The sequence below is a fragment of the Meridianimaribacter sp. CL38 genome (genome assembly GCF_004328055.1).
GTDB classification, from domain to species: Bacteria; Bacteroidota; Bacteroidia; order Flavobacteriales; family Flavobacteriaceae; genus Gaetbulibacter_B; species Gaetbulibacter_B jejuensis.
Window position 1 is genome coordinate 334,022 of record NZ_QKWS01000002.1, and the last position, 19,494, is coordinate 353,515.

19 protein-coding genes are annotated in these 19,494 nt (G+C 32.7%); 11 read left to right on the forward strand and 8 right to left on the reverse strand.

Features of this window, described 5'->3' with window-relative positions; genetic code table 11:
- The first annotated feature begins 182 nt into the window (after positions 1-182).
- Positions 183-2,627 (forward strand): DUF5916 domain-containing protein, encoded by a 2,445-nt coding sequence (locus DMZ43_RS06635; protein WP_131506812.1) that lies wholly within the window; start codon positions 183-185, stop codon positions 2,625-2,627.
- 51 nt (positions 2,628-2,678) lie between these two features.
- Entirely contained in the window at positions 2,679-3,341 is a 663-nt protein-coding gene (locus DMZ43_RS06640; RefSeq protein ID WP_131506813.1) for an ABC transporter ATP-binding protein, read from the forward strand.
- Positions 3,342-3,365: 24 nt separating this feature from the next.
- Here DMZ43_RS06640 and DMZ43_RS06645 read toward each other — a convergent pair whose 3' ends face one another.
- The 3 genes from DMZ43_RS06645 to DMZ43_RS06655 are packed head-to-tail and all read right to left on the reverse strand — an operon-like array spanning position 3,366 to position 6,252.
- Complete coding sequence (locus DMZ43_RS06645; protein WP_131506814.1) at positions 3,366-4,280, reverse strand: AraC family transcriptional regulator; 915 nt, start codon at positions 4,278-4,280, stop codon at positions 3,366-3,368.
- Between the two features lie 6 nt (positions 4,281-4,286).
- Positions 4,287-5,405, reverse strand: a complete 1,119-nt coding sequence (locus tag DMZ43_RS06650; protein WP_131506816.1) for an MBL fold metallo-hydrolase — start codon at positions 5,403-5,405, stop codon at positions 4,287-4,289.
- Between the two features lie 28 nt (positions 5,406-5,433).
- A complete protein-coding gene (locus DMZ43_RS06655) occupies positions 5,434-6,252 on the reverse strand; it encodes an oxidoreductase (RefSeq protein WP_131506818.1) in 819 nt (272 codons plus the stop codon).
- A 186-nt stretch (positions 6,253-6,438) separates the two neighbouring features.
- Between DMZ43_RS06655 and DMZ43_RS06660 the strand changes: the two genes are divergently transcribed.
- Both DMZ43_RS06660 and DMZ43_RS06665 read left to right on the forward strand, forming a co-directional pair.
- The gene (locus tag DMZ43_RS06660) at positions 6,439-7,203 is read left to right on the forward strand and encodes a TIGR02757 family protein (protein ID WP_131506820.1); all 765 of its coding nucleotides are present in this window, start codon (positions 6,439-6,441) and stop codon (positions 7,201-7,203) included.
- Positions 7,204-7,248: 45 nt separating this feature from the next.
- A complete protein-coding gene (locus tag DMZ43_RS06665; protein ID WP_131506822.1) occupies positions 7,249-7,551 on the forward strand; it encodes a hypothetical protein in 303 nt (100 codons plus the stop codon).
- Positions 7,552-7,591: 40 nt separating this feature from the next.
- On the opposite strand, the gene DMZ43_RS06670 is transcribed toward DMZ43_RS06665, so the two are convergent.
- Positions 7,592-9,487 (reverse strand): PDZ domain-containing protein, encoded by a 1,896-nt coding sequence (locus DMZ43_RS06670; protein ID WP_131506824.1) that lies wholly within the window; start codon positions 9,485-9,487, stop codon positions 7,592-7,594.
- A 96-nt stretch (positions 9,488-9,583) separates the two neighbouring features.
- Between DMZ43_RS06670 and DMZ43_RS06675 the strand changes: the two genes are divergently transcribed.
- The 5 genes from DMZ43_RS06675 (at position 9,584) to DMZ43_RS06695 (ending at position 14,850) form a co-directional block, all read left to right on the forward strand.
- Positions 9,584-10,591 carry a glycosyltransferase family 2 protein gene (locus tag DMZ43_RS06675; RefSeq protein ID WP_131507217.1) on the forward strand — a complete coding sequence of 336 codons (1,008 nt, stop codon included), beginning with the start codon at positions 9,584-9,586 and terminating at the stop codon, positions 10,589-10,591.
- Between the two features lie 100 nt (positions 10,592-10,691).
- Positions 10,692-12,617, forward strand: a complete 1,926-nt coding sequence (locus DMZ43_RS06680; RefSeq protein WP_131506826.1) for a BatA and WFA domain-containing protein — start codon at positions 10,692-10,694, stop codon at positions 12,615-12,617.
- Entirely contained in the window at positions 12,614-13,867 is a 1,254-nt protein-coding gene (locus DMZ43_RS06685; protein WP_131506828.1) for a dihydroorotase family protein, read from the forward strand. Before DMZ43_RS06680 ends, DMZ43_RS06685 begins: the two co-directional genes overlap by 4 nt.
- The gene (locus tag DMZ43_RS06690) at positions 13,867-14,193 is read left to right on the forward strand and encodes a DUF4870 domain-containing protein (RefSeq protein ID WP_129760159.1); all 327 of its coding nucleotides are present in this window, start codon (positions 13,867-13,869) and stop codon (positions 14,191-14,193) included. The genes DMZ43_RS06685 and DMZ43_RS06690 overlap by 1 nt, the downstream gene beginning before the upstream one ends.
- Positions 14,194-14,199: 6 nt before the next feature.
- A complete protein-coding gene (locus tag DMZ43_RS06695; protein WP_131506830.1) occupies positions 14,200-14,850 on the forward strand; it encodes an alpha/beta hydrolase in 651 nt (216 codons plus the stop codon).
- Here the strand turns inward: DMZ43_RS06695 and DMZ43_RS06700 are convergent.
- Positions 14,847-15,353, reverse strand: coding sequence for a hydrolase (locus DMZ43_RS06700; RefSeq protein ID WP_238155788.1), 507 nt, complete (start codon positions 15,351-15,353; stop codon positions 14,847-14,849). The two genes, DMZ43_RS06695 and DMZ43_RS06700, sit on opposite strands and share 4 nt — an antisense overlap.
- 4 nt (positions 15,354-15,357) lie before the next feature.
- Positions 15,358-16,119 (reverse strand): MBL fold metallo-hydrolase, encoded by a 762-nt coding sequence (locus DMZ43_RS06705; protein ID WP_131506831.1) that lies wholly within the window; start codon positions 16,117-16,119, stop codon positions 15,358-15,360.
- A gap of 91 nt (positions 16,120-16,210) precedes the next feature.
- Between DMZ43_RS06705 and DMZ43_RS06710 the strand changes: the two genes are divergently transcribed.
- Entirely contained in the window at positions 16,211-17,662 is a 1,452-nt protein-coding gene (locus DMZ43_RS06710; protein WP_129760162.1) for a TonB-dependent receptor, read from the forward strand.
- 55 nt (positions 17,663-17,717) lie between these two features.
- On the opposite strand, the gene DMZ43_RS06715 is transcribed toward DMZ43_RS06710, so the two are convergent.
- Together DMZ43_RS06715 and bcp are read right to left on the reverse strand one after the other, a co-directional pair.
- A complete protein-coding gene (locus DMZ43_RS06715; RefSeq protein ID WP_131506833.1) occupies positions 17,718-18,239 on the reverse strand; it encodes a hypothetical protein in 522 nt (173 codons plus the stop codon).
- Between the two features lie 99 nt (positions 18,240-18,338).
- A complete protein-coding gene (gene bcp, locus DMZ43_RS06720) occupies positions 18,339-18,791 on the reverse strand; it encodes a thioredoxin-dependent thiol peroxidase (protein WP_131506834.1) in 453 nt (150 codons plus the stop codon).
- A 37-nt stretch (positions 18,792-18,828) separates the two neighbouring features.
- Between bcp and nth the strand changes: the two genes are divergently transcribed.
- Positions 18,829-19,488 carry an endonuclease III gene (gene nth / locus DMZ43_RS06725; protein WP_129760165.1) on the forward strand — a complete coding sequence of 220 codons (660 nt, stop codon included), beginning with the start codon at positions 18,829-18,831 and terminating at the stop codon, positions 19,486-19,488.
- Positions 19,489-19,494: the final 6 nt, after the last annotated feature.

Genomic DNA, 19,494 nt, shown 5'->3' on the forward strand with positions numbered 1-19,494 from the left:
TTTTTTTTTGATACATAAAAATACGTAAAATTCAATTGAAACCCTAGTAGCACAAAAAGCTCATTTAACTTTTATTTAAGAGAAAAAACGGTTTCAACTAATAGATTTGTATCACTAACTGTAACAAATTAAATTAATTAATGTCTTTCTTTTAGAAATTAATTAAATCATCAATCATTAAAATGTTTTTCCGCTTAACCATCTTTCTCTCTGTGCTTTTTTGTTTTTCTACAATTCAAGCTCAGGATAAAAAAACCTTAACTATTACCAGAACGACGACACCTCCTAAAATTGACGGAGTATTAAACGATGCTGTTTGGCAAAATGCTGATGAAGCAAAAGACTTTACTCAATTTAGACCTGAAATGGGTGTTCCTGAAACCGATTATCAAAAAACGGTTGTGAAAATTACTTATGACGACGATGCTATATATGTTGGTGCATACCTCTATGATAAGCCAGAGGAAATCATGAAGCAGTTTAACAGCAGAGATAATTTTGGTCAACAAGATTTTTTTGGCGTTATCTTCAACCCTAACAACGACGCTCAAAACGATACTGAATTTTTTATTTTTCCGTCAGGAAATCAAGCAGATGCTATTGCTTCTCCAAGTATTGGTGAAGATTTTGGATGGAATGCTGTTTGGGAAAGCGCTGTAAAAATTGTAGATGATGGTTGGATAGTTGAAATGAAAATCCCATACTTTAATTTACGATTTTCAAACCAAGATGTTCAAACTTGGGGATTACAATTCCATAGACATTTTAGAACTACTAGATCTCAATATTCATGGAATCCAATAGACCGAACCAAAGGTAACATAGGATTGTATCATGGTGAATTAAAAGGCATTGAAAATATTGAGCCTCCTGTAAGGCTTAGCTTCTACCCTTTTACTTCAGGGCTTTTAAACACTTATGATGGTGAAACCGATACTGATTTTAACTTAGGCTTAGACATCAAATACGGAATTACCGAAAACTTTACGTTAGACATGACTTTAATACCTGATTTTAGTCAAGCAGGATTTGATAATTTGGTACTAAACCTTGGACCTTTTGAGCAAACCTTTTCTGAACAACGCCAGTTTTTCACTGAAGGTGTAGACTTATTTAATAAAGGTAATTTATTTTTTTCAAGACGTGTAGGTAGTAGACCAACAGGTAATGTAGAGCTCAATGAAAACGAGGAAATTATTGATCGTCCTAACACAGTTAAAGTACTTAATGCAGCTAAAGTTTCTGGTCGAACTAAAAAAGGATTAGGAATTGGTGTTTTTAATGCTATTACCGAAAAAACCAAAGCTAAAATTAGAGATAATGAAACTGGTGAAGTAAGAGAAGAAGTTGTTGAACCTCTTGCTAACTATAACATTTTGGTACTTGACCAACAATTTAATCAAAACTCATCAGTAAGTTTAATTAACACCAACGTAACTAGAGATGGAAATTTTAGAGATGCCAATGTTACTGGTTTACTGTTTGATATTTCAAACAAACGAAATACCTATAACCTCTATGGTGAAGCTAAAATGAGTAATCTAAACTTAGCTGACGGAAACCAAACAGGTTACAGCACTTTCTTTTTTGCAGGAAAATCACATGGAAAATTAAGATATAGTTTTGACCATAGTTATGCTGACACCAAGTATGACATTAACGATTTAGGATTTATCTCAAGAAACAATTACAACAACTTTGGTGTGGACCTTACCTATCGAATTTTTGAACCTACCAAAAAGCTTAACAACTACTATATTGGCACTTATGTTAATTATACAAGATTAGCTAATCCTGGAGAGTACACAGGAAGCAGCTTTGGCGTAAACTTTGACGCAGTAACTAAAACCCTTCACAACTTTGGTGGAAACATAAATTTCCAAGTTGGTAAACAGTTTGATTACTTTGAACCACGTGTTGAAGGACGTTATTTTATCTATGAAAACCGAATAAACTCAAACGTTTGGATTTCTTCAAATTACAACAACACCTTTGCTATAGATGCTAATCTTGGTGGAGCAACTTATTTTGAAGATAATAGAGATACCAACGAGTATTGGTTTGGGTTAAACCCAAGAGTACGATTTAATGATAAGTTTTTAGTCGTGTATTCTTTTGACTACAATAAAATTTTCAAGGATAGAGGATTTACAACGCTTTCAGATGATAATATCATTTTTGGAGAAAGAGACCGAAAAATATTGGTAAACAGTATTTCTGGGACTTATAACTTTAACTCCTTCCACTCTTTAGGTTTAACGTTTAGAAACTATTGGTCAACCGTTATTTATCAAGATGAATTATTCACGTTAAGAGATAATGGCAGACTTACAAAAGACTCAGGTTTTACGGTTGGTGATTTAGAAAACAACCCAAATATCAATTTCAGCACATGGAATTTGGATTTAAATTACTCGTGGCAATTTGCTCCTGGAAGTTTTCTAACTGCGTTATACAGAAATCAATTATTTAACTCTGACACTGCAGCTACTGAGACTTACAGACAAAGCCTGGACAGACTCTTTGACCAACCTATTCAGCATACATTTTCATTACGATTACAATACTTTTTAAATTACAGCGACTTAAAAAATGTCTTTAAGAAGAAAAACAAAACTAACTCTTAAATTGTGCATCACAGCTTAAAATAGTATGTTTACGTTATTATTTTCTAAAGCATGATTAAAGCCAAAAATATTCATAAATACTATAACGATTTACACGTTTTAAAAGGTGTTGATATTACTATTTCTAAAGGTGAAGTAGTCTCTATAGTTGGTGCTTCTGGTGCAGGAAAAACCACTTTACTGCAAATTCTTGGTACTTTAGACAAAGCCAGTAGCAACAATGAAAGTCAGTTATTGATTAACGACGTTGATGTATTGCAATTAAAAGATAAGGCTTTAGCTAAATTTAGAAATGAGCATATTGGGTTTATCTTTCAATTTCATCAATTGCTACCTGAATTTACAGCTTTAGAAAATGTGTGCCTACCAGCTTTTATAAAAAATACTCCTAAAGCTGAAGCCGAAAAACGCGCAAAAGAATTACTGGATTTTTTAGGCCTTAAAGAACGCTACAATCATAAACCTAACGAACTTTCAGGTGGTGAGCAACAACGTGTTGCAGTAGCTAGAGCTTTGATAAATAATCCTGGATTAATCTTTGCCGACGAACCTTCAGGAAACCTTGATAGCGAAAGTGCTGAAAACCTTCACAACCTATTTTTTAAACTAAGAGATGAGTTTGGTCAAACCTTTGTAATTGTTACGCACAACGAGGAACTCGCTAATATGGCTGACCGCAAACTTACTATGGTTGATGGGAAGATTATAGGTTAAATCTTAAACTATTCTTTTTGTGTTTTAATTCAGGCTTTGCCTAAACTCATTGGGACTCATAGTTGTTTTCTTTTTAAAAATTTTACTGAAGTATTGCGGATATTCAAACCCTAACGCATACGCTATCTCACTTGCACTTTCGGTAGAGTTTAATAGCCTGTTTTTTGCTTTTTCAATGATGTATTGATGTATGTGGTCTTGTGTGCTTTGTCCGGTTTCTTTTCGCAGTAAGTCACTTAAATATTTTGGTGACATATTCATGGCTTCACCGCAGTATTGTACTGTTGGAATTCCTAACTCAAGTTGTTTATCTTGTTGGTAATAATCTTTTAAAATTTGCTCAAACTGACTTGCTAAATCCTGGTTGAGATTGGTTCTGGTATAAAACTGCCTATCGTAAAACCTAACACAATAATTCAGCAATAATTCTAAATTTGAAATAATCAAGGTTTGACTATGCGCATCAATATTTGTACTGAACTCCTTCTCTATTTTTTCAACAATTTCAGTGACTGTTTTTCGCTCTTCATCAGACAGGTGAAGCGCTTCGTTTGATGCATAGGAAAAAAAGGAATAGTTATCAATGGTATTGCCTAATTCAGATTTTCGGATTAAATCAGGATGAAATGCTAACGACCAACCTTTGTCTTCTTCTGCAATTTGATTTTTCTTAAACTCTAATACCTGATTGGGTGCTGTAAAAACCATAGTACCTTCTTGATAATCATAAGAGTTTCTGCCGTAATTTACAATGGTAAAAGGGCAATTATCTTTTAAGCTTATTTGATACAAACCTAATGAATACCTTAAATTATCAACGTCTAGATCTTTTATAATATCTGCAACGCGTATTACTGAAATTAATGGATGCTTTGGCTTTGCTAATCCTAAAAACTGATGAACTTCAGCAATGCTTCCTATTTTAATAATGTCTTTCATGGCTTGCTAATTATACGTTTCTTTTTGCCACCAATTGTTATAGTTGCTTAACGTATCGTGCTTAATTAAAATCTCTTGTCCTAGCTGTGGTGTTATGATATCTACGCCCAAAGTTCTAGCTTTGGCTTGTACACGATCTATAGGGTCTGTCCATGAATGCAAAGCTAGTTTAAAGCCTCCCCAATGAATAGGCATTATTCTTTTTGCATTGATGTCTAGTCCAGCTTGAGCAGTTTCTTCAGGCATCATATGGATATCAGACCACATTTCGTTGTATTGTCCGCATTCTAACAAAGCCAAATCAAAAGGTCCGTATTTTTCACCTATTTCCTTAAAATGCTCTGCATAGCCACTATCACCACTAAAGTAGATGTTTTCGGTATCAGATTGTATAACCCAAGAAGACCATAATGTACTTTGATTGGTGTTTAATTTTCTTCCTGAAAAATGTTGCGCTGGTGTGCAGACCAAATTAAGGTGGTCTATTTTGGTTGTTTCCCACCAATCTAACTCTGTAATATTTTCGTTTGAAACTCCCCAAGCTTTAAGATGTTCTCCTACACCAAGTGGTGTATAGAAATGCTTGGTTTTTGCTTTAATTTTTAAAACCGTTTCATAATCTAAATGATCGTAATGATCATGCGAGTATATAACCGCATCAATTTTAGGTAATTGCTCTATTTGCAAAGGAAATTCTTTATTAAATCGGTTAGCTCCCAACAATGGATGTGGCGCTGCAACCTTACCAAACATAGGGTCTAGCAAAATTGTTTTTCCATCTATTTGCAGTAAAAATGAAGAGTGACCGAACCAAAACATACGCGCTTCTCCTTTGTAGTTGGCAATACTGGTACTATCTAATTTGTTTGCTATTAAATCAGATTTTGGTCTTGCATTAGGCACTTTGGTTGTAAAAAACTTATAGGCTAGCGACATGGTTTCTGAAAAACTTAAGTCTTTAGGTACAGGATTCGTATTTCGGAATTTACCGTCGTTATATTGTTTTGAATTTTGATAAATCAATTTTTGCTCTTTTGAAATTGCGCCTCCAAAACTTGGGTAGAAGCTAGTAAACAAAAGGTAGGTTATTACCAAAAGAGCCATAATAGATACTAATGTAATCATTGTTCTTTTTATAATTTTTTTTATCATGTTATTTAAACTCACGCATTATCATGTTCTCAAAAACTCGGTCTCCAAACCATTTACGAATAGCTATAGCGGGTTTTGCCATATACCCTTTTACGTATCTGGTTTTTGGTTTTTTATGGGTTGCTGCTTGAGCAATAACAGTCCCTAGAACGTCAACATTGGTCAGGCTATTGTTGCTGTACATTTTTTGCATGCCATTTGCAATTTTATTTGCAAAAGTAGCATAAGCTCCGTTACCAGATGTTTTTTTTAAATTATCTGCAGCAATTGTTCCCCAAGGTGTTTTTATACCACCTGGTTCTACAACAACCACGTCAATACCAAAAGGCTTTACTTCTAGTCGTAAACAATCGCTCCAACCTTCAACAGCATGTTTTGTAGCGTGATACCAAGCTCCTAATGGTGTATAAATTTTTCCGCCTATTGAAGAAATATTTACTATACGACCAAAGTTATTTGCTCTCATACTTGGTAACACTAGCTGCGTAATACGTGCTAGACCGAACATATTTACTTCAAATTGTCGTTTGGCTTCAGCAATTGGCACATCTTCTACAGCGCCATAAGCCCCATAACCAGCATTGTTAATAAGAATATCTATACGTCCTTCTTTTGCTATTATAGTATTTACGCAATTTACAATAGATTCGTCTTTGGTTAAATCTAATGAAATTATAGCAATACCTAGATCTTTTAAATCTTGCATTTGTTCTAATCGTCTTGCTGCTCCGTAAACTTTATAGCCTTGGTTTTGTAATATTTTGGCTGTTGATTTCCCCATTCCTGAAGATGCTCCTGTTATTAATGCTATGTTGCTCATGTGTTTCGTTTTTAATGATGAAGCAAAATTAGAGCAACTAATTTCTGTAAGTGTATGCAAATTGCCAATTGTTGTATACTATTTGCTTAGTTGTTTTAATACTTTGATGATAGCATTGTTATTTAAACTGAGTTTGTTTACTATTTTTGCAACTCAAGTAGTTACTAATATTTATTTATAAAAGAAATCAAAACAGAAGCACTTAAAGAGTTTTTAGACAATAAAGTTGAACAATACAACCACCCTAAGTTTATTGAAAGCGACCCAATACAAATACCGCATCGGTTTTCAAAAAAAGAAGACATTGAAATTGCAGCATTTTTAACGGCTACTATTGCTTGGGGAAACCGAAAAAGCATTATCAACAATGCATCTAAAATGATGGACTTACTAGACAACTCACCTTATGATTTTGTACTAAACCATAAGGAAAAAGACCTAGAATCTTTATTGCATTTTGTACATCGAACATTTAATGGAACCGATTTAATCACTTTTGTAAAAGCTCTAAAACACATTTATAACAATCATGGAGGATTAGAAACGGTGTTTAGTAAAACAGCAAAAAACGAATCCCTTCAAACAGCAATAAGTCAATTTAAAACTCACTTTTTTGAAATTGAACATTTAGCAAGAACTCAAAAACACGTTAGTGATCCTTTAAAAAATTCAGCAGCAAAACGAATCAACATGTATTTACGTTGGATGGTTAGAAATGATAATACTGGAGTAGATTTTGGAATTTGGAATAACATTTCACCTAGTCAACTCTCCTGCCCTTTAGACGTACACTCAGGAAATGTAGCTAGAAAATTAGGGCTTTTAACACGTAAACAAAATGATACAAAAGCATTGTTTGAACTTGATACTAACTTAAGGAAATTAGACCCTAAAGACCCTGTAAAATACGATTTTGCACTTTTTGGGCTTGGTGTATTTGAAAGCTTTTAATTTTATATATTTGCTCCATATTACCCTAATTTAACTAACCAAAAAATGAAGCACTCTTTTAGATTGAAAAAATCTCAAATAAAGACTGTTTTTTTTGAGAAATTGGATATAAAATCGGTTTCTATTGAAAATAAGTCTGATGTTGAGAATGCAATCACAAACATTTTAGTTTTTAACGACCTTGACAGTTATCTTAATCCGATAGACTGTAGTTACAATTTTATCAATACTTCAGTAAGTTTTCAATTAGAACTTAATCCTGAAAGAGATAAAAAAGACTTTTTTAAAACTATTAAAAAGTTTACTGAGTTCATTGAAGACACAACAGAAAACAAAAAAGCGAATTAAAAAATTTTAATTCGCTTTTCTATTTTTTATATGTAATTAATTACAAAGTATCACTTTGGTTTAACCAAGCATTTCTTAGTTTTACCTGAAACTTGGTAGCCTCTAAGTTTTCTACTATTGTTTTAATTTTTGTAAATGCTGGAGTTAACTTAGTTTTAATAACTTTTTCTTCTCCATCTCTTAACAATTTTACTTCAACATCGTCACCTGCTTTCCATCTAAACATTTGTCCCATAACCGTTCTAAGATTGTTAAGTTTAACATCTGTTCCATTAACCGAAGTAATAATGTCGTTTTCTCTTACACCTTGTGATTCCCAAAAAGTGTTTTCTGAAACGTTACTTGAAAAGAACACGTAATCTTCTTCTTCATTTGCGTCAAAAACAAAGCCCATTCCTGATTGTACATAATTGGTTTCTGTTTGTGTTAACTCATACATTAAACCTACTTTTTCAAAAAACGCACCATAGTCAATTGGCACACCTTCAACCACATGTGTTTGTAAAAATTCCCCAATTGATGGATAGGTCATTTTAGTAATTTCTTCAATAATAGTATCGTCATCAAACGGTTTATGCACTCCATATTTAGCCGAAAGTTCTTTCATTAAAGACAACATACTTCTGTTTCCATTACTTTCTTCTCGCATTAAAATATCAATACACATCCCTATTAAAGCGCCTTTTTGATAAACGTTAGTATAGTTTTTAGCATAAGGGTCTTCAATAACATTCTCACTCATTTCAGTGAAACTCATGCTATCGTCATAATATTTTGATCTTGTTATTTGATTTTGAATTGTTCTGTAGTATTCTTTAGGTGTTACTAATCCTTCATACACTTGAAAGTGTTGTGCAAAAAACTCTGTTACACCTTCGTACATCCATAAATGTTTTGAAAATGTTGGGTCATTATAATCAAAATAATGCACATCTTCAGAATGTACTGAAAGCGGTGTTACAATATGAAAAAACTCATGAGACACCACATCAACCATAGACTTTGCTAAATATTCTGCTGAAGCCCATTCGCGTAAAACCACAACTGTTGAAGTATGATGCTCTAGAGCTCCAAACCCTTTAGGTGCTTTATCTGAACCATCAGATAGGTATAAATAAATATCATAACGTGCTGTACTGTTAATGTCTCCCAAGTAGTTCTTTTGGGCTTCCATCATAGTAAACATCGTTTCTTTTAAACTTGCAGCAGTGTGTTTTTTGTTTGGAGAATAAACGCTAAGTACAATTTTAATATCACCTACCATAAACTCCTCTACATCAAGTTTCCCATACATCATTGGGTTATCAGTAATATCAAAATATCGTGGAGCAAAATAGCTTGTCGTTATTTTAGTGCCATCGCTACTAGATTTTATTCCTACATTTTGTAATGCCGAAGTACGCTCAAAAGTTGCAGGTGCAGTAACATCTAAATTGTATTGTGCATTTTTTAGGTTATCAAAATATCCAATGAAACCATGTAAATTCAGGACATAGTTTTCTGGTTCAATATTTGTTCCTTGCGGTGAAAACAAACTAGGGTAATCAGGGTCACTTTCTACATCATAACTATCATTCACCCAATATGTAATAAGATCCAATTGTTGTGCGTTGGTAATAACCCAAGAATTTTCATCTATCTTTTTAGAAGGCAATACATTACCATTGTAATCTTTAGCTACAAAATCATCAATAAAAGCTCCAAAATTACTTACATCATAAGTTCCTTGTACCACTCTTGGTAATCTATAAATCACTGAATCTTGAGTAAAACGACCAGGATTTATTGTAACAGGCAATTTATCGTTATCAACAGCTGTAATATCGATAGAGGTATTAATTGGGTTGCTTACAGCTAAATCATCAGCTGACTTAGATACAGAACCACAAGAAGTTATAAGGACGCTAATCCCAATTAGGGCAAGTATATTCTTCATGCTATTATTTTATTTTAAGGGACAACAAATTTAGGATTATGTTACATTTTTACGAGCCAATATTTTGTTAAAATGATGAATCACTATCTTAGCAGCATGCCTAAACCTTTGATAAGTATTTTTACGCCTTTTAAAAACACAGCAGCCTTTTTACCAGACTGCATAAACTCTATTATTAATCAAAGTTATACACACTGGGAACTCTTGATAATTGACGACCACTCAACAGATAATAGCTTTGAAATTGTTAACGCTTTTTCGCAGCAAGACCCTAGAATAAAACTATTTACAAATTCTGGAAGTGGTATTATTGATGCACTACAACTAGCTTTTAAAGAAAGTAAAGGGAGTTATGTAACTAGGATGGATAGTGACGATATTATGCATGTAGACCGATTACAACTCATGCTCAATAGCTTATTGGATTATGGTAAAAAACATGTAGCTGTTGGCAAGGTAAAGTATTTTAGTGATGTTGGAATTAGCGATGGTTATGCACGTTATGAAACTTGGCTGAATAACCTTACAGAAACTGGCAGTAACTATTCTGAAATCTATAAAGAATGTGTCATTCCTTCACCTTGTTGGTTAATTCACAGAGAAGATTTTATTGCTTGTGATGCTTTTAACCCAAATAGATATCCTGAAGACTACGATTTAACCTTTAGGTTTTACAAGCATAATTACAAGTGTATTCCTTGTGATACAGTATTGCATCATTGGAGAGATTACAGTTATCGCAGCTCACGAACCCACGAGCATTATGCCGAAAACACATTTTTAGAATTAAAACTTCATTATTTTTTAGAGCTAGATTACAATTCTAATAGAACACTTACAGTTTGGGGAGCTGGTGCCAAAGGAAAAAGCATTGCCAAACAACTTAAAGCTAAACAAATACCTTTTGTTTGGATTTGCGACAACCCTAAAAAAATAGGCAAAAGCATTTATGGTGTTAAACTGCATAACTTTGTACATTTAAAACAGTTACACCAACCACAAAGTATTGTTACAGTTGCTAATGAGCAAGCACAACAAGAGATTACCGCATATTTTAAACAACAACAAATGGAACCAATGATTGATTATTTTTTCTTTTGTTAGATTTCAATTACCAGACAAAACGTTAAATTTCTCAAAACCCAACCGCAATAATCGCTCATCATTTTCTATATTTGAAAGCTAGTACAATTAATCAATAGGAATGCAGTTTAAACACCCAGAACTTCTTTACGCCTTACTCCTGCTTATCATTCCTATAATTGTTCATTTATTTCAGCTACGTAGATTTAAAAAGGTTGAATTTACAAATGTTCAGTTTTTAAAAAACATCACTTTACAAACTCGTAAAAGTTCCCAACTAAAAAAGTGGTTAACACTACTTACTCGTTTACTACTTTTAGCTTGTGCTATAATTGCATTTGCACAACCTTACATTTCTAAATCTAGTAGTTATAAAACCAAAAGCGAAACGGTAATTTACTTAGACAATTCGTTTAGCATGCAAGCCAAAGGAAGTAACGGAACGCTTTTAAACAGTGCTATACAAGATATTATTGAACATATTGACGAAAACGAAAAGATTACGTTTTTTACTAATAACAGTTACAAACCCAACACAACCGTTAAAGCTATAAAGAACGAATTGATTCAACTATCAAATTCGCCAAATCAAATTACTTATGATGCTGCACTATTAAAAGGAAAAAATGCCTTTTCTAAAGATAAAAGTACGCTTAAAAATTTGGTGCTGATTTCCGATTTTCAACAGCACAATAACGCATTCAACACAGTTACCGATTCTTCTATACAGTTAAAATTAGTACAGCTAAAACCTGTTAACAACTACAATGTAGCTATTGATAGTGCTTATATTTCAAAAGCTAATGCTGAAAACATTGAGTTGAGCGTTACCATAAAAAACTCTGGCAATCCTATTGATAACTTACCTGTATCATTATACAATGACGACAATTTAGTAGCTAAAAGTTCAGTAAGTAGTACTGAAAATAGCTCTGTGGTTTTCACACTTCCTTTTAATCAAATGTTTAATGGTAAACTAAGTATTGAAGATGCTGGTTTAACTTATGACAACACCTTGTTTTTTAACTTAGATAAAAGTGAAACTATAAAGGTATTATCCATAAATGAAGCTGATGACACCTTCTTAAAAAAGATATATACTGATGATGAATTTAGCTACACATCATACAAGCTAAACGAGCTAGATTACAATACCATTTCATCTCAAAATTTAATTGTTTTAAACGAGATAAAAAACATTCCAAATTCGCTAACAACTGCTTTAAAAGCATTTACTGATGATGGTGGAGCACTATTAATTATTCCTTCAGGCAATTCTGAATTAAGTTCTTATAATCAATTATTTATAAATTACAACATTTCAACATTCAATGCTACAACTCCTGAGGAGAAAAAGATAACTTCTATTCAGTTTTCACATCCTTTATTGACTAATGTTTTTGATAAAAAAATCAGCAATTTTCAATATCCAAAAACTAATAAAAGATATGTGTTTTCAGGACCTAGTGGTGCTTCGGTTTTAAACTTTGAAGACAATACTCCTTTTTTAAGCCAAAACGAAAATCTATACACTTTTACAGCGGCTTTAAATGAAGACAATTCAAACTTCAAAAATTCGCCTTTAATTGTTCCTGTGTTATATAATATTGGGAAGCAAAGTCTTAAACTGTCTCAATTATACTACACTATTGGAAAGGAAAATAAAATAGACATAAACACCAAGCTACAACAAGACGATATATTAAAACTAGGAAACGAAAACAACGCTAGTATTCCTTTACAACAAACCTTTACCAATAAAGTGGAGTTAATTACTAATGAATATCCTGAAAAAGCTGGTATTATCCCTGTAATGAACAAGAATGAAGTATTAAAACAATTAAGTTTTAATTACAATAGAACTGAAAGTGATTTATACTATCATGATTTAGAAACCATTGAAGGTTTAAACGTAACTAAAAGTGTCGCTTCGGCAATTAACGACATAAAAAGTGCTACAAATGTTAATGAGCTATGGAAATGGTTTGTTATTTTTGCATTAGCTTTTTTAATCATTGAAATGCTCATCTTAAAATATTTTAAATGAACGTACTCCTAAAATCTGCGACAATAGTTGACCCAAAAAGCGATTTTCACAATCAAACTGTTGATATTTTAATTGAAAAAGGAGTCATTTCGCAGATTTCAAAACGTATTAGCAATCCAAAAAACTACAAAGAAATTAAGCTAGACAATCTTCATGTTTCAAAAGGTTGGTTTGATAGTAGTGTGAGTTTTGGAGAACCAGGTTATGAAGAACGCGAAACCATTGAAAACGGCTTAAAAACTGCTGCATTATCAGGATTTACATCTGTTGTATTAAATTCTAATACACATCCAGTAATTGATACTAATGCTGATGTTTCGTTTTTAAAAGCAAAAGCCAATGGAAATGCTGTAGACTTACATCCTTTAGGTGCTTTAACCAAAGAAAGTAAAGGTGTTGATTTAGCTGAACTGTTTGACATGAAAAGCGCTGGAGCTGTAGCCTTTTATGACTACCAAAAACCCATAAGCAATCCTAACCTTATAAAGATTGCGCTTCAGTATACTAGCAATTTTGATGGTTTAGTGATGTCTTTTCCACAAGAATCAAAAATTTCTGGTCTTGGTGTCATGCACGAACATGTCACAAGTACGTCTTTAGGACTTAAAGGAAACCCTTCCTTAGCTGAAGAACTGCAAATAGCAAGAGATTTGTTTATCTTAGAATACACCGAAGGAAAACTTCATATTCCAACAATTTCAACAGCAAAATCTGTTGAGCTTATACGAGCTGCAAAACAGAAAAAGCTTAATGTTACCTGTAGTGTAGCTATACACAACCTGATACTAACAGATAAAGATTTGGTGAATTTCAACACCAATTATAAAGTGTTACCTCCATTACGTTCGCAATCTGATATAGATGCATTAATAGAAGGCGTAAAAGATGGTACAATTGATATGGTTACTAGTGACCATAACCCTATTGATATTGAACACAAAAAAGTTGAGTTTGACCACGCAATGTATGGTACAATAGGTTTAGAAAGTGCTTTTGGTGCGTTACAAACTATTTTCACACTTAAGAAAACTATAGACTTACTTACAAAAGGAAAAGAACGTTTTGATCTGCAATCCAGCTCAATACAACAAGGCGAAAAAGCAAACATCACACTTTTTAACCCAAACCAAAGTTATACGTTTACAAAAGATAATATAGTTTCAAGCTCCAAAAACAGTTGCTTTGAAAACCATGACTTAAAAGGAATTGTTTACGGTATTTACGCTAACAACCAACTTGTTTTAAAATAATGACAGAAAATATTATAAAAGAAGGAAAAACCTTAGCTATAGTAAGCTACATGACCTTTATAGGTTTAATTATAGCCATTATTATGAATTTAGAAAAACGCAATCCGTTTACGTTTTTCCATATAAGGCAAATGTTAGGACTCATTATAATGCTATTGGTTTCTAACGTTTCAGAAAAATATATAAATAGCTGGTTTGGTACGGTTTTATGGATTATCACTTTTGTTTGCTGGCTATATGGTTTATACAATGCCTTTACAGGAGAAAAAAAGCCAATTCCTGTAGTTGGTGAATTGTTTCAAGATTGGTTTAGAAAAATTAACTAACAACTAATGGCTGAATTAAGTATACACCACATCACAAGACCTTCTTCTATAAAAGAAAATGCTCCACTATTAATCATGCTTCATGGTTATGGTAGTGACGAAAACGATTTGTTTTCATTTGCATCTGAACTTCCTGAAGAATTGTTTATCATTTCCTTGAGAGCTCCATACCCAATGCAACCTTTTGGCAATGCTTGGTATGCTATTAATTTTGATGCTGAACACAACAAATGGAACGACAATGAACAAGCTACTGCATCAAGAGATTTAATTGCTCAGTTCATTGATGAGGCTTGCGATACTTACCCTGTAAACAAGGACAGTGTTACATTATTAGGTTTTAGTCAAGGAAGTATTTTAAGCTACGCTGTTGCACTTACCTACCCTAACAAGGTAAATAATATTATAGCACTTAGCGGTTATGTAAGTGAAGATATTTTGCCTGAAAACTTAAACCCTAATGATTACACCAAACTAGATTTTTACTGCTCTCATGGTAGTGTAGATCAAGTTATTCCTGTTGAATGGGCAAGAAAAACACCTAAGTTTTTAGAGGCTTTAAACATTAAACACAAGTACTCTGAATTTCCTGTAGGCCATGGTGTTGCACCACAAAATTTTTATGAGTTTAGAACTTGGTTAAACGACAAGCTTTAGTAACTAGGTCTGTATAAAAAATATTCTACTAGCTTAAACTTAAGTTCTTCCTGACCGACAATTTCATAGGTTAAGAACATTTGTCCCCAATGTTTTCCATCAGTAAAATCGGCTAAAATCCATTTATGGTTAAGCACTTTTACTGTGTTTATTGACATTTTAGAGTCTGTCATTGATGCATAAGGTACAATTGGATGGTCATCACCTTCATAAACGTTTAACTTATACAATTCATCTTTTATAAACGGAATTAAGGTTTCAGTATCATAACCTCTATCTTCAAAATAGGTAAGTGCATCATCATCGTTGTCGATATTAAAATGCATGAGTTCAGAATTTTTTTCTGTTAAGCTTGATATTTCAGCTTCGTATTTATCAACCTTTTCCTTCAAGATATTTATATCCTTTTCATAAACATCAAGTATATTCTTTGAGTTTACATACTGAAAAATGATTAGTAGTACTGAAAAAATAAACAAGTACATAAATATTCTGCTCTTCATAATTTTAAAGTGTTATTTGTAGATTATCATAAGCCAAAAATACATGTTTTGGCAATTTTTGTTCAACTTCATCATGAAAACCTAATAAATGACTAATGTGAGTAAGGTATGCTTTTTCAGGTTTTACTTTGTCAATAAATGCTAAGGCTTCCTCTAAATTTAAATGTGAGTGGTGAGATTCTTCTCTTAAGGCATTTATAACCAAAACTTTTAAATGCTTTAATTTTTCCATTTCCGCTTCTTCAATGGTTTTCATGTCTGTTAAATAAGCAAAATCATTAACTCTAAACCCAAACACCTGCAAGTTACCATGCATTAGGTTTATTGGTACTACAGTAGTATCTCCTAATTTAAAAGGTGTATTCTCAATCTCGCGTATATCAACTCCAGGAGCTCCTGGATATTTATTTTTAGTTTCAAAAACATACGCAAATCGCTGTTGCAAAGCTTTTACAACTCTTTTATGAGCATAAATAGGCATGTCACCTTGCCTAAAATTAAAAGGTCTAATATCGTCCAATCCTGCTGTATGATCTGCATGTTCATGAGTAAATAAAATACCATCAATTTTATTACAATTAGTAGTAAGCATTTGCTGTCTAAAATCAGGACCACAATCAATAACGTAAGCATAATTGTCCCATTCAATTAACACAGAAACTCTAAGTCGCTTATCTTTTGGATTATCACTTAAACATACTGGGTGTGTGCTTCCTATAACTGGAATTCCTTGCGATGTGCCTGTACCCAAAAATGTTATTTTCAATTCTAGAAGTTTGAAACAAAAATAATGTTATTTTTTTGTTTACCATGCTATTTTAATACCTTTGTGCAATACTAAAACCCGGATTTAAAAGATGGAAATAACCTTAAAGGGAGACAGAGAATTTGATGACGTACCTTCGTTAAAAACTAAGGCACTTCGAATTAACCTTAATGAAAATATCTACGGTACTTTTGCCGAAATTGGAGCTGGACAAGAAACTGTACGTCAGTTTTTTAGAGCTGGTGGTGCTTCGGGTACAATTGCAAAAGCAATGTCTGCTTATGACAAGGATTTTAGCGACGCTATTTATGGTATAGAAGATGACAAACGTTATGTTACTGAAGCGCGTTTAAGAAAAATGCTAAATCATGAGGTTAACTTAATTGAAAAAAGACTACCTAGAGACAAACATCCTAATAAATTGTTTTTCTCTTATGCAAATACTGTTGCTACAATAGATTTTGCTAAAAACTATAAAGGACATGGTTGGGTAGGTATTAAATACCAAATAGAACCAGACCAAGAGTATAACGACATCATTATTCATATTAGGTTTAAAGAAACTGATGCGCGTTTACAACAAGAAACTCTTGGGGTTTTAGGTACAAATTTAATTTATGGTGCGTTTTATAAGTACAATGAACCTAAAAAATTATTGCGTTACTTATACGACCATTTAGATAAAGACCAGTTAGAAATCGATACGATTAACTTCTCTGGACCTGTGTTTAAAGACATTGATAACCGTTTAATGAGCTTACAACTAGTTAAAAACGGTATGACTGATGCCGTAATGTTTGCTCCTGACGGAAACAACGTATTACCAGCAAGGGTTTTATATAAAAAGAATATACTAGCGTTACGTGGTAGTTTTAGACCTGTAACCAAAGTAAATATGGACATGTTTCAAAAGTCTTATGACATGTTCATTAAAGAAAATAAAGTTGATGTCGATAAAACTCAAGTCATCTTTGAAATTACCTTATCCAACCTTCGTGCTGAAGGTGAAATTGATGAGCAAGATTTCATGGATAGAGCAAAACTATTATGTTCTTTAGGGCAAACAGTTCTTATCTCAAACTTTCAGGAGTATTATAAACTTGTTGAATATTTTTCTCAATACTCTAAAAACAGAATGGGCTTATCAATGGGTGTCAACAACTTAGTAGATATTTTTGATGAAAAGTACTACAGACACTTAAGTGGAGGTATTCTAGAAGCTTTTGGTAAGTTATTCTTTAAAGATTTAAGAGTTTACTTATATCCAATGCAAAATGAAGATGGTACACTAACTAATAGTGAAAATCTTAAAGTACATCCTAGAATGAAAGAACTTTACAAGTTCTTCAAATACAACGGAAAAGTAGTAGACATTACCGATTTTGACCCTTCTACTTTAGCTATTTTCTCAAGAAAAGTACTTAAAATGATTGCCAAAGGGGAAGATGGATGGGAAACTATGCTACCTGAAGGTGTTTCTAAATTAATTAAAGAAAAAAGCCTCTTCGGATGTGAATCGGAAGAAATATTTCATAAAGAATAAAAAAAGCGACCAAATGGTCGCTTTTTTTATTTATGGTTAAGAGGGTAAGCTTTACTTAAAATGTAAACTCATATCCTATATTAACTGCAGAATAACTGTAGGTATCCATAACTTCTGTGTATGAAGCTACAATACCTGAACATTTTGAAACTTGCATACCAAGCCTAAGTCTATATAAGAAACCGCCTTCATCTAATCCATAAGCATAACCTGCGTCTCCACCTATGTGAAACTTATCATTATCAGTATGAAATCTAAACGTTCCTGCAAACGATACAAACTTCCCGTCACCTTCTTTTATAAGAGTGTTGCTAGAGTTGTTTTGAAATGCATACATTGCTCCAAGCGTTCCTCCTACTTTTAAATCCTTAGTTAAATTGTACAAATACGTAACGTCAAACGCTGCATTGGTTGAGAAAACTTCATTAGCATAGTCTCCGCCTACAGTACCTCCTACACTAAATGCAGCTCTAAATTCATAAGGATCTACAGTTTCTTCTTCTGGTTGTTCTTCTTGAGCATATGCTCCTAAACAACATGTTACTAAAAAAATAATTGTTAAAAAGTTCTTTATCATAATCTAAAGTATTAGTTAGTTATACAGCTAAAATAAACTTTTTGATCTAATTTTTAACATTTTCTTAAATAACCTATGTATTTTTTGTGAAAAATATTGCTATTCCAATATTTGCTCTGAATGTATTTTAGCCTTAACCTTATCTATAACTTTTTCGATGATACCATCTTCATTAATAACAAAAGTTGCTCTATGGATACCATCAAATGTTCGTCCCATGAACTTTTTTGGTCCCCAAACACCAAACGCATTAATTACTTCTTTATCAACGTCTGCTAATAATGGATAAGGAAAACTAAACTTATTTTTAAAGTTAGTTTGTCGTTTTTCAGTATCAGCACTCACACCTAAAATTTCGTAGCCTTTATCAGTAAGCTCACTGTAATTATCTCTTAAATTACAAGCTTCTACAGTACAAGTAGGTGTATTGGCTTTAGGATAAAAGAAAATTACAAGCTTTTTTCCTTTATAGTCTGAAAGCGATACTGTGTTTCCTTGTTCGTCTTTTGCTGTAAAATCTGGAGCTTTATCTCCTGCTTTTAATTTAGTCATATTTATTAACTTTGAATTTTATGTAAAAATACAATTAATGACTAAGCAAGAAAAGGTAGATTTTGTTATAAATACCTTAAAATCTATTTATCCAACCATTCCTATTCCTTTAGACCATAAAGACCCTTATACATTGTTAATAGCTGTACTTATGTCTGCACAAAGTACAGATGTTAGGGTAAATCAAATTACACCTTTACTTTTTGAAAAAGCTGATAACCCTTATGACATGATAAAACTTACGGTTGAAGAAATTCGTGAAATTATTAAGCCTGTTGGACTATCACCTATGAAAAGTAAAGGTATACATGGGCTTTCAAAAATACTTATTGAGGAACACAACGGAGAAGTTCCTCAAACCTACGAAGACCTAGAAAAACTCCCTGCTGTTGGACATAAAACTGCAGCAGTTGTATTATCGCAAGCGTTTGGTATTCCTGCTTTTCCTGTAGATACACACATACATCGATTAATGTATCGTTGGGGTTTTAGTAATGGTAAAAATGTTGTACAAACCGAAAAAGATGCAAAACGATTATTTCCTGAAGAATTATGGAATGATCTTCATTTGCAAATCATTTGGTATGGTAGAGAATACTCTCCTGCTAGAGGTTGGAATTTAGAAAAAGACATCATCACCAAAACTATTGGTAGGGCATCTGTAATAAAAGACTATTACAAATCAAAAAAGTCCTGACGACTA